General features: G+C 67.2%; 12 protein-coding genes and 4 tRNA genes. 5 read left to right on the forward strand and 11 right to left on the reverse strand.

Annotated elements, in window-relative coordinates; translation table 11 throughout:
- Positions 1–5 precede the first annotated feature (5 nt).
- The 8 genes from NBRGI_RS36330 to NBRGI_RS36370 all read right to left on the reverse strand — a co-directional run bounded on the left by NBRGI_RS36330 (position 6) and on the right by NBRGI_RS36370 (position 7,499).
- Positions 6–830 carry a carbohydrate ABC transporter permease gene (locus NBRGI_RS36330; protein WP_370627909.1) on the reverse strand — a complete coding sequence of 275 codons (825 nt, stop codon included), beginning with the start codon at positions 828–830 and terminating at the stop codon, positions 6–8.
- Between the two features lie 31 nt (positions 831–861).
- Positions 862–1,785: a carbohydrate ABC transporter permease gene (locus tag NBRGI_RS36335; RefSeq protein WP_029901695.1), complete on the reverse strand. Its 924-nt coding sequence runs from the start codon at positions 1,783–1,785 to the stop codon at positions 862–864.
- Positions 1,782–3,092 (reverse strand): ABC transporter substrate-binding protein, encoded by a 1,311-nt coding sequence (locus NBRGI_RS36340; RefSeq protein ID WP_029901696.1) that lies wholly within the window; start codon positions 3,090–3,092, stop codon positions 1,782–1,784. Before NBRGI_RS36340 ends, NBRGI_RS36335 begins: the two co-directional genes overlap by 4 nt.
- Positions 3,093–3,112: 20 nt before the next feature.
- A complete protein-coding gene (locus NBRGI_RS44595) occupies positions 3,113–4,285 on the reverse strand; it encodes a glycoside hydrolase domain-containing protein (RefSeq protein ID WP_036562160.1) in 1,173 nt (390 codons plus the stop codon).
- A 35-nt stretch (positions 4,286–4,320) separates the two neighbouring features.
- Positions 4,321–4,950 carry a hypothetical protein gene (locus tag NBRGI_RS36355; RefSeq protein WP_029901697.1) on the reverse strand — a complete coding sequence of 210 codons (630 nt, stop codon included), beginning with the start codon at positions 4,948–4,950 and terminating at the stop codon, positions 4,321–4,323.
- A gap of 105 nt (positions 4,951–5,055) precedes the next feature.
- Complete coding sequence (locus tag NBRGI_RS36360) at positions 5,056–6,519, reverse strand: aldehyde dehydrogenase family protein (RefSeq protein ID WP_029901698.1); 1,464 nt, start codon at positions 6,517–6,519, stop codon at positions 5,056–5,058.
- Between the two features lie 41 nt (positions 6,520–6,560).
- The gene (locus tag NBRGI_RS36365; RefSeq protein WP_029901699.1) at positions 6,561–7,115 is read right to left on the reverse strand and encodes a GNAT family N-acetyltransferase; all 555 of its coding nucleotides are present in this window, start codon (positions 7,113–7,115) and stop codon (positions 6,561–6,563) included.
- Positions 7,116–7,241: 126 nt separating this feature from the next.
- On the reverse strand, positions 7,242–7,499 hold the full coding sequence (locus NBRGI_RS36370; RefSeq protein ID WP_148311094.1) for a hypothetical protein: 258 nt from the start codon (positions 7,497–7,499) through the stop codon (positions 7,242–7,244).
- 56 nt (positions 7,500–7,555) lie between these two features.
- Between NBRGI_RS36370 and NBRGI_RS36375 the strand changes: the two genes are divergently transcribed.
- Entirely contained in the window at positions 7,556–8,122 is a 567-nt protein-coding gene (locus NBRGI_RS36375) for a hypothetical protein (RefSeq protein WP_148311095.1), read from the forward strand.
- 124 nt (positions 8,123–8,246) lie between these two features.
- Here NBRGI_RS36375 and NBRGI_RS36380 read toward each other — a convergent pair whose 3' ends face one another.
- Entirely contained in the window at positions 8,247–10,799 is a 2,553-nt protein-coding gene (locus NBRGI_RS36380) for a helix-turn-helix transcriptional regulator (protein ID WP_029901702.1), read from the reverse strand.
- Between the two features lie 458 nt (positions 10,800–11,257).
- Positions 11,258–11,329, reverse strand: a tRNA-Val gene (locus tag NBRGI_RS36385).
- A gap of 1,091 nt (positions 11,330–12,420) precedes the next feature.
- Between NBRGI_RS36385 and NBRGI_RS36390 the strand changes: the two genes are divergently transcribed.
- The 3 genes from NBRGI_RS36390 (at position 12,421) to NBRGI_RS36400 (ending at position 12,686) form a co-directional block, all read left to right on the forward strand.
- Positions 12,421–12,493 (forward strand) — tRNA-Gly (locus NBRGI_RS36390).
- Between the two features lie 46 nt (positions 12,494–12,539).
- Positions 12,540–12,610, forward strand: a tRNA-Cys gene (locus NBRGI_RS36395).
- 1 nt (position 12,611) lies between these two features.
- Positions 12,612–12,686: transfer RNA gene (locus NBRGI_RS36400), tRNA-Val, on the forward strand.
- A 171-nt stretch (positions 12,687–12,857) separates the two neighbouring features.
- Here the strand turns inward: NBRGI_RS36400 and NBRGI_RS36405 are convergent.
- Positions 12,858–13,436, reverse strand: a complete 579-nt coding sequence (locus NBRGI_RS36405) for a TetR/AcrR family transcriptional regulator C-terminal domain-containing protein (protein WP_029901703.1) — start codon at positions 13,434–13,436, stop codon at positions 12,858–12,860.
- A 60-nt stretch (positions 13,437–13,496) separates the two neighbouring features.
- Between NBRGI_RS36405 and NBRGI_RS36410 the strand changes: the two genes are divergently transcribed.
- Positions 13,497–14,738, forward strand: coding sequence for an FAD-dependent monooxygenase (locus tag NBRGI_RS36410; RefSeq protein WP_235211222.1), 1,242 nt, complete (start codon positions 13,497–13,499; stop codon positions 14,736–14,738).
- The last annotated feature ends 185 nt before the right edge of the window (positions 14,739–14,923 follow it).

A 14,923-nucleotide genomic window follows, 5' to 3' on the forward strand; every position in this document is an offset into this window, starting at 1 on the left:
CGGTTTCAACGGCCAGCGAGGCCCGCGGTGGCGATACCGTGCACGAACGCGCGCTGCGTGAGCGCGTAGACGACGAGCATGGGCGCCAGCATCATCATCGACGCGGCCATGAACACCGGCCAGTTGGCGGTGTACTGGCCCTGCATCCAGACCAGGCCGAGGTTGAGCGTGGAGATGCTGTCGCGCTGGATCATGATCAGCGGCCAAAGGAAGTCGTTCCACACCGTGACCCAGGTCAGCACCGCGAGTACCAGCACCGCGGGAGTGGTGTGCGGCAACAACACTCGCCAGTAGGTCTGCCAGAGCGAACAGCCGTCGAGGATGGCGGCTTCCTCGAGTTCGGCGGGCAGCGTGAGGAAGAACTGCCGCATCAGATAGGTGCCGAAGGCGCTGCCGAACAGGCCGGGCACGATCATCGCCAGCGGGCTGTCCACCCAGCCGAACGTACGCATGAGAATGAACTGGGGAATCACGGTGACCGTCAACGGCACCATGAGGGTGCCCAGGTAAGCGAGGAAGATCGCATCGCGACCCTTGAACGGCAAGCGGGCGAACGCGTACCCGGCCAGCGAGCAGAAGAACACCTGTCCGCAGGTGACCAGTCCCGCATAGAGGACCGTGTTGAGGAACATGCGCTCGAACGGCACGAACTCGAAGACGAGCCGGTAGTTCGACCACTGCGGATCGTCCGGGACGAGATCGGTCCCCGTGATCCGGCCCGGCGGCTTCAGCGAGCCCGCCAGCGCCCACAGGATCGGCAGCAGCGCGCACCACGCCATCACCACGAGCGCGAGGTAGACCAGAACGCCGCGCAGGGTGCGCCGGACGATGACACGCTGATATTTCGCGGTGGCGGCCACGTCAGGTCTCCTCGGCGCCGGTGCGCGAGAGTCGCAGCTGGAAGTAGGTGAGCGCGAGCAGGATCGCGAAGATGACCCAGGCCAGCGCGCAGGCGTAGCCGAGATCGTTGAAGACGAACGCGTTCTGGAAGAGCATGATGCCGAACAGATAGGTCCCGGTTTCCGGGCCGCCCGCGCTGCCGGTCAGCACATAGGCCTGATCGAAGGCCTGCACCGTGTTGATGATCGTGATGACGAAGACGAAGCCCAGCGCGGGCCGGATCAGCGGCAGCGTGATCGACCGGAACCGCTGCCACCCGCCCGCGCCGTCGATACGCCCGGCCTCGTACAGCTCCGTCGGCACGCCCTGCATCGCCGCGAGCAGCACGGCCGCGGCGAACGGCACGCTCTTCCAGATGCTGACCAGGCACAGCGACACCAGCGCCCAGTTCGGGTCGGCCAGCCACTGCACCGGATCGACGCCGAACCACCCGAGCATCGCGTTGAACAGCCCGCCTTCGGTGGCGAACATGAACTTCCAGACGACGGTGATCGCGGCGGTGGACGCGACCAGCGGCATGAACATGACGCTGCGGAAAAGAGCTATGCCCCTGACTTTTTCGTTGAGCGCGGCGGCGACGGCCAGGCTGATCACGACGGTGGGGATCAGGGTGACGACGGTGAAGAGGACGGTATTGCGCAGCGCGATGTAGAACAGCGGGTCCTCGGCGAACAGCCGGCGATAGTTCGCCGCGCCGACGTACTCCGGGGCGCTGAACATATTCCAGTGGTGCAAGCTCAGATACAGCGAAAGCCCGAGCGGGAACATCAGGAATACCAGTACCGCAAGCAGATTCGGCGCGACGAAAGTACGGCCCGCGGCCGCTTTGCGACGGGTCAGGCCGGACGGCCGCCGACCGGCGCCGCGCTGGCCGACGGCAGTCACACCGACCCCTGGAGCAGCCGGTTGAGTTCCGCGGCCGGGCCGTCCTTGAACCAGGACGCGGGGGCGGCGCCGCGCAGCACCCGATCGGAGAAGCGGGTGAAGGCGGCGTCGACCTGTGGCCAATGCGGGCTCACCGGAAGGTGATTCGAGTTGTCGGGCCCGTCGATCAGCACCTCGAGGTTGCGGATCCTGGTGTGCGACCGGACGAATTCGGGGGAACGCCGGGCCGATTGCAGGGCCGGCACGAACAGGCCCGACTCCGCGACGGCACGCTGCCCCGCCGGACCGGTCGCGAACTTCACGAACTCCCAGGCCAGGTCCTTCTTCGAACTGGACGCGGCGATGGCCAAACCGGTGGTGCCCACATCGGATCTGGCGCTCTGCCCCTGCGGACCGACCGGCAGTACGGTGACATCGAAATCCAGCCCGGGCGCGGCGAGGAAGCCGCTGTACTGCCAGTGCCCGGTCAGCACCATCGCCGCCTTGCCCTGCATGAACAGATCCAGCGCCGACTGCGCCTGCAAGTCGGCGGCCTGCGGCGCGACCCGGTGCCGCACCGAGAGATCGGTGTAGAACTGGAAGCCCTCGATGAAGCGATCGTCATCGATATTGGTCCGGGTGGGATCGATCGCGGGCGTGAACCAGGCTGCGCCGTTGTTCATCCCGAAGATCGCCGCCGACCAGCGCGGCACCGGCCAGGCGTCGACGAAGCCCCATCTGGTGGTCTTGCCCGAGGCGTCCCGCTCGGTCAGAGCTTGCGCGGTGGCGAGGAATTCCGCGAAGGTCCAGGCGTCTTGCCAGCGGGCCGGTGGTGGTGGCAGCCCGGCCTCGTCGAACAGCTTTCGGTTGTAGTACAGGAAGATTCCCGCCCACTGTTCGGGCAGGACGTACTGTCCGCCTTGAAAAGTGAACGTCTCATAGAGATTCGGGGTGCTGTCGCCGCGCAATTGCGCGGCGTAGGCAGGGTCCTTGTCCAGCATGACGTTCAAGTCCTGCAGCACGCCCAGGGCGGCGAACCGGGAATACGACTCCCACTGCATCAGGATGTCCGGGCATTTACCGCCCGCGCAGTAGGTGAGGATCTGCTGCTGCGGGTCGGGGCCCGAAAGTTGCACGCGGATCTCGATTTCCGGGTGCAGCCGCCCGAACGCCTCGATGATCTGCCTGCGCACCCGCGCCTCGGCCGGGGCGGCTTGGAAGAAGAAGGTCAACGCGTGCGAATCGCCGCCGCAGCCGGACAGTGCGGGCGCGGCCAGGGAGGCGCCGAGCGCGGCGGCGCCGGACAGCAACGCTCGCCGTGTCACCATCAGGCCCCCTTCCGATTAGATTACGCGCCGTACTCCGCCAATTTGGCGTTCAAGTAGTCCCACGGAAAGTTCGGACCGACATCGGTGTGCGTGCCGTCCCGCTTGCCGATCGTGTACGCGTTGTGATCGGCCACACCGCGCTCGTCGGCGCCCAATTCCTCGGGCGAGATCGTCCGGATCGGCAACCCGTACTTGCGGCAGTCCTGCACGGCGAGCCAGGCCGCGCAGTCGATGCCGCGCTGCATCCGCGCGAACCATTCGTCGCGCGACCAGGCCGCGCGCGAACCCGCGAAGCACAAATTGATCGACCGCGAATTACCGCTGAGCACCGACCACGAGGCCAGATCCGTGTCCACCACGTCGATCACCGTGCCGGTGTTGTCGTCGGTGTAGTGATAGGAGACACCCGAATTCGGGTTCTGCAGATAGTTGGCCAGCGATTGGGCGTCGCCGTTGCCCTCCTGGGTGTGCAGCAGAAACCACAGCACCGGCGCGCCGCCGCGGGAAGAGGTGTTGGGGCTGATGCCGGTCTGGTCGTCCTCCCGGCTGATCGGCGAAACCGGTCCCGGTGTGCGCGCCGCCGACCATTGACCGTAATCGGGTTTCAGCACCTCGTTGACGTCGATGCCGACACCGGAGATCTCCCGCTGATCGATCTCGATCTGGTGCATATGGGCGGCCGGATGATGCTCGTTGATCGACGGGTCACCGGACCAGTTGTGCTGCCAGAACCATTGCCCGACACCGTCTTCCAATGCCCAGTCGATGCATCGGGCGTTGCAGTAGACGCCGGTCCATTCCGGACCGACCACCGACGCCCAGCCGCGCAGGAACGGCGCGATCAGGCTGTTCCACTCGTCCAGCGTGGGATTGTCGTCGACCGGCGCGTACAGTGGCCGATAGCCGGGACCGCCCGCCTCGAAATGGAAGCGCAGCGCGGTCTCCGCGTGCCGGGCGCCGCCGTCGTAGCCGCCGCGCCAGTCCGCCGTCGGCCCCTTGCCGTATTGGTAGTTGGTGACGATCTCCAAGCCTTCGGCGCGCAGTCGATCGCAATAGTCCCGGCGCAAGGGTTTCGCCCCGAAGTTCGTACCGGGGCGCGATTCCGAGAAATACCCGACCACGCCGGCGAATCCGGCCGCCCGAATATCGGCCGGCTCGATGAGCGCGGCTGAGAAGTCGATCAACTGGGTCACGGCTCTGCCCATCCTGTGGTCGCGGCGTATTGGTTTCAGTGCCGAGCGCCGGTGACGGCGAAATGTTCGACCTCGGCGATATGGCCGCCCGTCGACACCGCGATCGTCAGCACGCTCCCCGGTGCCGCGGTGAACGGCACAGTCGCCGACCACGGCTCATCGGTCCCGCCCGCGGCGATACCGGAGACCGCGCCCACCGGTTCGGCGCTGCCGTGCACCCGGATCTGCACCGTCAGGCTCTCGTCCACCCCCGTGATCCGGCCGCTCACCGCCAGCGGTGAGGTCACCGTCGCCCCGTATCCAGGTTCGTCCACCGACAGCGTGCCGCCGTCGGACCCGACCACCTCCCACGGTGCGTCGGCACCGGATCCGATGCGCGCCAGATGCAATACCGCCGCCGTGATCTGGGCACCGTTGGGCGCGACGAACCCGACACCGACGAAACGTTCGTCCCCGCCGGTATCGCTGCGGCCGACTCCGACCACCACCTGGTCCACCGTCCGCAGGCCGAGATACTCCCGCGTGAACGTGAGCGCCGTCAGTTCCGCGTCGAGATGCCACGCATCGGCCCCGTCCGTCCGATACGCCGCCTGCCACTCCACCGCCTCGGCCTCACTCCGAAAAGGCCACAACGGCACGAACCCGAACTCCCCCTGCTGCGCCACGGTTCCTCCCCTCTCGGGTGGATTGCCCGGCAACCCGGTGGGCTGCGCCGGCACTTATCCCACAATAACGCGCCCGCACCCCCGCGCAGGGCCGTTGCCGCCGATTCAGTGCCGATCGGCCGGGGCGAAGGCGATGTGTTTGTATTCGACGAAATCCTCCAGTGCCGCAAGGCCGTTGAGTCTGCCGAGGCCGCTCTGCTTGTAGCCGCCCTCTTCGAATTCGTCGTGCACCACGGCCCAGTCGTTGATCCAGACCGTGCCCGCCTCGATGCGGCGGGCCACGCGCAGGGGCTGGTCGACATCGCGGGTCCAGATGCTGGCGGCCAAACCGTATTCGGTCGAGTTGGCCAGGGCGATCGCCTCGTCCTCGGTGCGGAAGGTCTGCACCGTCAGCACCGGGCCGAAGGTTTCCTGTTGCACGATGGGCAGCGAGTTGTCCCGGACCGCCAGCACCGTCGGATCGTAGAAGGCCCCGCCCCGCAGCCGCGGATCGGACGACGGACCGCCGCGGACGATGACCTCGGCTCCCATCGAAATGGCTTCGCGCACAACGGCGTCGACCCGCTCGACGTTCTGCTGCGAAATCAGCGGCCCCATATCGCTTGCGGGATCGCTCGCCGGACCCGGCCGAACCGCCTCGAACGACGTGCGCAACCGCTTGCCGAGATCCTCGGCCAGCGACTCGTGCACCAGCAGACGGGATCCGGCCATGCAGAACTGGCCCGCGAAAACCGTGACGGCGTCGGTCAGGACCGGGACCGCGGCGTCGAGGTCGGCGCTGTCGAACACGATCATCGCGGACTTGCCGCCCAGCTCGAGACCGAACCGCTTGAGCCGGTCGGCTCCGGCGGCGGCGATCGCGCGGCCCGTGGAGGTACTGCCCGTGAAACTGATCACCGGCACATGCGGCGACTCGACCAGCACCGAACCACCGCTGCCGTCGGTGACGACGGTGTTCAGCACGCCATCGGGCAAGTCGTCGACCTCAGCGATGATTCGGGTGAACAGCGCGCAGATCTGGGCGGTCTCCTCCGGGTACTTGACCACCGCCGTGGTCCCCGCAGCCAAGGCCGGTGCCAGTGAACGCACCGCCAGGATCACCGGCGCGTTGAACGGCACGATGACTCCGGCCACGCCGACCGGCTCCCGCAGCACGATCGAGGTCCGCCCCTGCCCCATGTCCGACGCGCGCCCGGCCGCATCCGCCAGCGCCATGGCCGCCCACCAGCGCAGTTTGGGCGCCACCATGTCGATCTCGAAAGTGGCTTCCCGCTTGATCTTTCCGTTGTCGAGCGACAGCAGGTCGATCAGCGCCGCCCGGTTCGCCTCGACCGCATCGGCCATCGCACCGAGCACCCTGGCGCGCAGCCGGCGATCGGTGGCCCACTCGGTCGTGCGGAACGCCGATCGTGCGGCCTGTATCGCCTCCTCGGTGTCAGCGCGGGTGGCGAAGGCGTACTCCCCGATGACATCTCCGGTGGCCGGATCGTAGCTGGGCCGGTGTTCGTCGGCATCGCGCCAGGTTCCGTCGATGAGATTGAGGGCGGGGGTGAAATGTGCCGGTGCCATCGTCGTTCCTCCCGGATACTCGCTGGCGTAATCGTATACGATTATGGCGCAGCGGGAGACGGCTCAGCGAGTACGCGCGTCATCCAAATGGATTCGCCGCGAACAGGATCCGGGGTGACCCGCCCGCTGTCGTAGAAGTCGAGCTTCGCCAGCACCCGGAACGAGGCGGTGTTCCATTCGCGCACGGTCGCCCACAATCGCCGCCGGCCGGTACGCGCGGCCGCCTCGACCACGACCCGGGCCGCCTCGGTGGCGAATCCGTGACCGTGCGCGCGCTGCGCGAGTTCGTACGCGATCTCCGGTTCGTCGAAGCAACCCTGCCCGACGATCAGCCCGCAATAGCCGATGAACTCACCGGTGTCGCGCCGCTCGATCGGACGCAACCCCAGCCCCGGGTCGGGACCGAGCGGGTTGGCCGCCAGCCAGACACGCATGTCCTCCACCGTCGGCCGTCCGTCCGCACCGATCCGATGCCGGGACCGCGGATCTCGCTCGGCCCACAGCGCGCGATAGTCCGCCGCGTCCGAAGGAAGCCAGGGCCGCAGCCGGAGCCGTTCGGTCGCAAGGTTTTCCGGGAAGTCCGCATAGGTGGCCACGCCCCCAGCATAGGGAAACCGGGTTCACGGCCGGACTGTTCGGACACCAATGGCAGGTCACCGCAGCGCTTTTGGTGACCTGCCATTCGCCTTGGCACAGACGGGTTTCGGGTAGCGGCCGCCGGGCTATTCGACTGTCGCCGCGGCCGCACAGGCCGGCCACGGGCACGGCTTGCCCGACAGGCTGGACAGGCGCGACAGCAACAGTGCGAAGGCGGTGGCGGCCGACCCCGACTGCACGGTGTCGATCGGCTTGGCGGGTTGCGTCGACGCTTGCGACTGCTCCAGTGGCAGCCCCGGGGCGGCGTTGGCGTAGCCGGATCCGAACAGGGCCGCCGCGGCGACAACCGCAGTCGCAAGAGCCTTCGTAACCATTCTGCCCATTTGTCACTCCTTCATTCGAGACGCGTGCCATCTGCTTCGCGTGCCAGGGACGGTAAATGCCTGTCATCGATCGACGGCAGCCACCGATTTCGTTGGCAGCAAAGCCGTTGTGGCCGGTGTACCTACAAAATCGAGATGATCACCCGATGCCCACCGAGCCGCCGGCGATATACGGTTCCACTGCGAATAACTTGCCGGCGAAAAGTCGCCGATTCGATCGTCAAAGAATCCGAAGAAGGGAACCGGGATTTATGCGAATTCTCACGTGGTCAGCAACACTGGCCCCCGTCGCCGCCGTGGTGATGGTCGCCGGCACCGGCATTGCCGCGGCCGAGACCACGGCGGATGCGGTGGGCGGTAGAGAGCAGATCACCGTCTCCGTGAATTCCGACGAGAAGTACTGGGTCGGGTTGGTGGAGGTCGACAATCAGATCCAAGACTTCGTGCTCGGGTCGGTGGGCGAAAGCGTTGTCGGTCCTCGATACGTCATCGAGAAGGTACAGCCCGGTACGCATCGCGTGCGGATCACGGTATCCGTCAACGGCGGGTTCGGGACGACCGCGCTCGACCGCGATGTGCAGGTCACCTCCGCGGCCGGGCCGACAGGTTCGGCGCAGCGCTGACCGAGTCCGAGCCCGTGCCCGCGCTGGGCGGCACGGGCACGACTCCGCGGGCGGCAGCGGCGGGCGCCGCCGCCCGTGGGCTTGCCGCCAGCACCCTGCCGCGCGCGTAATCTGGCCACGCTGTTCATGTTTCGCGCCGTCGCACGGTTCGGGAGTACTGTCGCGGCTTCTGTTCCTTGGCACGACCGATCTCCGCACGGATCACCGGCGGGGCATGCGCGGCGATGTCGGTTCGTGCGTTGATCCGCAATTTGCGCAGTATCGCGGCGAGTTGCGCATCGATGGTTTTGCGCGATCGCCCGCGCTTGACGGCAATCATGCTGTTCGACCAGCCTGCCGCGGCGAGCGCGGCTACCTCGGATTCGGCGGCGGACAGGTTCGCCCACCGGTCGTCACCGCTCTCTGCGGCGTCGAGTGCCGTCCCGTCCTCTCGGTGCAGGATCAACCGGGCGACCTGACCGGGGCTGTCCATCGGCAGCGCTCGCCCCTGCGCTTCGGCGGCGCGGAAAGCCCCGTCCCCCAGCACATTTCGCGCCCGATCGGCAGCGGTCACCGACTCGACCCGAAACGGCTCGTAGGGCCGGTCACCGGCGATCACGGTCTGCCGATACTTCTCGCTCGCTCCGAGCAGCCGACCGATCTCCCTCGCCCGTTCACGCACCCGGCCGTGCTCGTCTTCGAGCGTTGCCCCGAGCGCCCATGCTTGAATACTGATGGCCCACAGCGCACACCACGGGTCGCGGTCCATGCCCGGCGCTCGCAAGACCTGCTCGACCAGATCGATCGTCACCTCAGGGCGACCCCGCCGGTAGTGCGCGATCGCCAGGTTGAGCTTCGCCCACGCGATCGGCCATCGCGCTCCCGCCGCGATCGCCTCCGCCAAATGGGCCTCGATCAGGTGCAGGCCCGCGGCGGAGGCGTCGTAGAACGCGGTGGCACCGACCAGACTCATGCCGCTCATTTCGGCACACCCGGTGTCACCCTCGCGCCCGAATTTCGCTCGCGCGTATTCGAAGACTTCGATCGACCGCGAATCGTTTTGCACCAGAAAGAGTTCCAGCGCCCGCAACAGATCCACCGCGGCCGGTGCCGCATGCTCGAGCGAAGGATCATCCCGCAGCGCAGATGCCAAACCCTGATCGAAACCACTCTCGGCCAGGCAATGATCGATGACATCGTGTATCCCGGCGACATCGCCCTGCAGGACGGAAATGAAACCGGCGAAGGCACGCGAACCAGACCGGAGCATGGCGGCTTCCGGTGCGGAATCGCGGGTCACCGCCAATGTCTGCTCGATCCAGCGCTGAACCTGACGCAGCGACCCGGTGAAATACGGAACCCGCATCGCCAACAGGGTTACCGCGATCTCCAGTCCTTCCAACGCGCTTTCCGGTGTCGCGAGACTGTTCTCGATCGCCGAGGCCAGGTTGTCCCACGAGCGGGACGCCCATTCGAGCAGTTCGATCTCCCCGGGTCCGTACCACTCGTCGCGCGAGCCGACGAGCTTGCGTCGATAGTAGTTCCGGTGGCGAGCGATCAGCTGAGCGAACTCGTCGCGTCCACGCTCGGCGAGAATCTGCATGCCGTATACCCGCAGGCTTTCTACCAGCGAATAGTGCGACTCTGCTGCGGTCATATGGAGGGTGACCAGCGAACGATCGACGAGTTGTTCGAGTATCGCGAGGACCTCACCGGGCTCGATGCGGGTGTTCGCCGGATCACCACACGGGTTTTCGGCGGGATCCGCGCAGATCGCTCGGATCGCGTCCAGATCCGCGCCGCCGCCCACCCGGAAGTCGCCGCCGTCACGTGCCTCGAAACCCGGTGCGAATACTGCCATCCGCTCGAACAGCAGCCGCTCTTTCGCACCGCACAGCTGAAAAGACCAGTCGATGACAGCACTGATGCGGCGATGCCGTTCTTCGACGCCTGCGCGCCGATCGCCGGGCCATTTCAGCCGCTGGTCGGTCACCGAGCCGGTCAGCTCCCGCTGTACCGACAACAGCGGTTGATAACGCAGCCTGGCCGCCGCGAGGATGATCGCAAGCGGGTGATAGTGCAGCCGCCGGCAAATTTCTGCCGCGACGTTCTCGATCGGCCCGCCGATCGAGACACCGGCGATCTCCGCGCGGCGGGTGAACAACGCCATTGCTTGGTCCGGCGTCAACGAGGCAATCACCACCACGCGTTCACTGACCAGGCCGAGAGCGGTCCGGCTGGTCGCCAGAACAGTCAGCGCGGGGTTCCGCGCGAGCAGTTCACGCAGAATCGGCACGACCGCCGCCGTCACATGCTCACAATTGTCGACCACGAGCAGAGCGGGTGTGCGGCGCCCGGCACCATCGGTCCGGTCCAGGGCGTCGAGCACCGCGTCCCACGCCGGGCGGCCGGAGAAGTCCGTCGCGACAATCGCTGCCGCGAGTTCGTGCACCACCGCCGTGCGATCGGCATCCTTCGGCAACCGCGCCAAACCCACCCAGTGCATCCGCACACGGCGAGCCCGCTGAAAACGCAGCACCGCCTGCCCCGCAATGCTCGTCTTGCCGATCCCGCCGCTACCCACCAGCGTGATCAACCGGAGCGGGCCGAGTAACAGCGTCGCGATCAACGCGAGCTCGCGGTCACGACCCACGAAGTCGTCCGTTTCCAGTGCGGCGAAATTCAGCCGAGCAGACATGCGCGCACCTCACATCACACGGCGACCGACACTTCCGGGCGCGATGCAACTATTTTCGGGGGCACCAGAACCGTTGCCCGTCAACATATTCCGAGTTGGCAAACGCACTTTCGGCGAAACGGTGCATCAGCTGGATCAGCGTAGAACTCGCCCTCCGCCCCGTTCGTCCTCCTATCGGAGGATTCACCCGTCGCACCTTCGGGGGTGAACCGGCGGCGATCTACTCTGTACGACCCTGGCCGGTTACGTGCACCGAAGACGGACCTGCCCAGTGGTCCCTGGAGCAGGGGGCAACCCGTTGCCCGGTGACCAGCTCAGTCGCGGGATGCCCCTACGGCTCGAGCCGTGGTGCGGCCGGGGTATCGCGCTATCTTGAGCGCTTCCCGATTGCCGTACCCGGGACACGGCACAAAAAAGCCAGGCCATCGTTATTGCTGCGATGACCTGGCGTTTTGCTGTGGTCCCAGCTGGTTTCGAACCAGCGACCTCTCGCGTGTGAGGCGAGCGCTCTCCCGCTGAGCTATGGGACCGGGAGGTGTGTTCGGTGCGCTGGAGTGCGCTTCGAACGAGATGGAACATTAGCACGGGGCACCGGCGGTTCACCAAATCGCCACCCTGATGAGGGGATAAGAGGGTGGGCGGATCGGCTCGGCAGCTGCACTGCGGATGGGCAGCGTTCGGGCAGTACGGGTTTCGCATGCGCCCTGGAGACGCGCCTCGGCACGACCGGCCGCCGGATCGAATCGGCGAGGCCAGCCGGATCGCAGGCTCAGCCACATCCCCAAGCTGCGCCTACCGCGGCTAGGTAAGGACCACAGGGCTGAGCCGCATCGTCGGGCCGGACCGGATCATTGGGTTGGGTCGCAGGACTGGGCGTACAGCGTGGGGTCGGGCCACATCTCGCACGGCAGGGCCGTGCCCAGTCACGGGCCGGATTGCGGGGTTGGGACGCGGAGGTCGGGCAGCACCGCAGGCCAGGCCGCACAAGCCGGGCCGGATCATGGCGGCACGGCGGGCTGTAGGTCCCCAGATTTCCGTACCCCCACCGCACAAAGGCACGGCGAGGCCAACTCCCGTGTGCGGCAGGTCGCACACGCCTCCTCATCGCGGGACTGGTCTGGCCGGGCTGGGAGGGCAGGCCAGGTCGCATCGCCTCGGAAGGTCGCAGAAGCTGGGCCGCCGGGCAACGCCGGGAGGCCGGGGCCGGGGGCCGGGGCCGGGGCCGGGGCCGGAGTGCCCGGGGGCCGGAGTGCCCGGGGGGCCGGGGGCCGGGGGCCGGGACACAGGACCGGAGCCTGGGCTGGGAGGCCGGGGCCGGGACACAGGGCCGGAGCCTGGGCTGGGAGGCAGGAGCGGCAGAGAAGGGCCGGACCGGATCGCCGGGACAGGATCCGATCGCCGTACGTCCCCGGAACTTTCGGGCGAGAGCGAGCTACGGGTTCACGGAAGGGTGCAAACACCTCGCGGACCACTGGCCCCTCCTCAACCACACCGGCCACCTCCGCCACAGTGGCAACCTTCTCGATTTCAGCCGTTCTACCAGCCGATTTGTAGCTTTCACCGGGCGTCGGCTAATGTTCTGTCTCGCACCACGGAGGCCGGAACAGCCACCGAGATGCACGCGGATGTAGCGCAGCTGGTAGCGCATCACCTTGCCAAGGTGAGGGTCGCGGGTTCGAATCCCGTCATCCGCTCGAGAGGTAGGGCCAGGCAAACTAGTTTCGCCGTCCCCCTTCGCACGGTGGAGTGGCCGAGTGGTGAGGCAACGGCCTGCAAAGCCGTGCACACGGGTTCGATTCCCGTCTCCACCTCGCGCGATTAGCTCAGCGGGAGAGCGCTTCCCTGACACGGAAGAGGTCACTGGTTCAATCCCAGTATCGCGCACCACCGTAGTACCAGGTCAGCCCCGGTTTTCACCGGGGCTGATTTTGTTTGCGCCCAACACGTGCCCAGTTCAGGGGTGAGCCGTTGAGCGCCGAGGACTGGCGCCCAACCGCTCACCCGACTGTGTCAGGGCTGTCGACATCCCGATTCATCGGCGGTGGCGGCGTCGTCCGGCTACGAAGGTCGTCCGAGAAGTCTGGCAAGGCCGAATTCGAAGCGCTCGTCGAAGGCGTCGTCGGTCAGCGCCGCGACGACACGCCGCAGGGCGGGACGCTGTCCCACCTCGAGGTGGTGGACGGATCGGTCGGGTAGGGCCTGCTCCTCCTGACACAGTCCGAGCGTGAAATAGACTATGCCCCAACAGGTCCAGGCTGCCTCACGGGGCGGCAACCCGCCGTCGAGGAGGGCGGCGACCAGCGCTTCGGACATGTCGAGGGTGGCCGGCTCCGCGGCGTAGGTGCCGGTGACGACCGCGGCTCCGTCGCGGTGTGCCAGCAGTGCGCGACGGTAGCGACGCGCGATCTCGGTCGCCCGCTCGCACCAGTCCTCGGGCAGCCCCTCGAGCGAGACCCCGGCGACGATCGCGTCGGCCAGCAACTCCCCGAGTCGCGCCTTGCTCTTGGCGTGCCACAGGACCGTGTTCATCCGCACGCCGAGCCGTCCGGCGATCGCGCGCATCGACACCGCGCCGACGCCCTGCTCGTCCAGGATTTCCAGGGCGGTCCGTACTACATCCGCTTGACTCTTGGTCACTGACCTAGTCTACTGGAAGCGCGTTTGTTGGTCAGTGACCTAGGAGGAAAATTGAACGACGTGGTCGTGGTGGGCGCCGGGCCTACCGGCCTGTGGCTCGCCGCCGAATTGCGCCTCGGCGGCGCCACCGTCACCGTGCTGGAGGCTCGGCACACCCGAAACCCGAACTCCAAAGCACTGACAATTCATCCGCGCACGATCGAGATCTTCGATTGCCGCGGCATCGCGGAACCGTTTCTGGCCGAGGGCATCCGCATACCGAGCGGACATTTCGCCGGACTCCCCGACCGACTGGACTTCTCGACGCTGGACACGCCGTTCCCGTTCACCTTGGCCTTGGTGCAGGCGCGCACCGAGGAACTGCTCGAAGAACGGGCGTGGAGCCTGGGCGCGACCATCCGCCGGGGCTGCCGGGTGACCGGGCTGGCCGACGAGGGCGTCACGCTGGCCGGCGGGGAGGTCGTCGCGGCGCGCTACGTGGTCGGCTGCGACGGAACCCGCAGCACCATCCGGACCGCAGCGGGCATCGAATTCCCCGGCAGCGAGACCACCACCTGGGGCTGGCTCGGCGACGTCGTCCTCGACGACCCGCCACCGCACGGCATGACCGGTGTCACCGGCGCCGACGGCGGGCTGATGATGGTGCCGCTGCCCGGCGGGATGCACCGGCTCGTCGGCGGCGATCCGGCGAACAATCGTCCGGAATGGCCCGGCGATCTCACGTTCGGCGAACTCCGAACCATGGTCCGGCGGATCGCGGGCACCGACTTCGGCATGCGAGATCCCGCGTGGTTGTCGCGTTTCGGCAATGCGGCCCGGCAAGCCGACACCTACCGCCGCGGCGCCGTGCTGCTCGCGGGCGATGCCGCGCACATGCACTTCCCCGCCGGCGGCGTCGGCATGAACGTCGGCATCCAGGACGCGCACAATCTGGGCTGGAAACTCGCGGCCGCCGCCACGGGCCGCGCGGACCAGGCACTGCTGGACACCTATCACGCCGAACGCCACCCCGTCGGCGCGACACTGCTCGAGCACACCATGGCCCAGACCGCGTTGATGACGGCGTACTCGCCGGACGGCCTCGCCCTGCGCACCTTGATGAGCGGCCTCATCACGACTGTGCCGGACCTGTCCCACCAACTCGCCGAACGATTGTCGGGCCTCGACGTCACCTATCCCACCGGTAGGCGCGTACCCAACCGCCCACTCCCCGACGGTTCCACGCTGTTCGAACGGTTGCGGACCGGGCAGCACGTCGAGACCCCCGAAGGCGTCGTACGCCCGGACGGGCATCCCGAATAGCCCGTCCAACTTGTATCGACACAACCGAATGCGCTACCCACCAGTCTTTCTCGTCCTGCCGACCGCTCGTACAGCGGCATTGCAGCCCCTTCGGGTTCACCTGCAGCCGAAAGGTGACACGAGCGTGCGTCGAACCGACCGCATGACGGAATGCGAAGCTGGACAGTTGATCACGGGGAACTCAG

The organism is Nocardia brasiliensis IFM 10847 (assembly GCF_000710915.1).
Lineage (GTDB): Bacteria > Actinomycetota > Actinomycetes > Mycobacteriales > Mycobacteriaceae > Nocardia > Nocardia brasiliensis_A.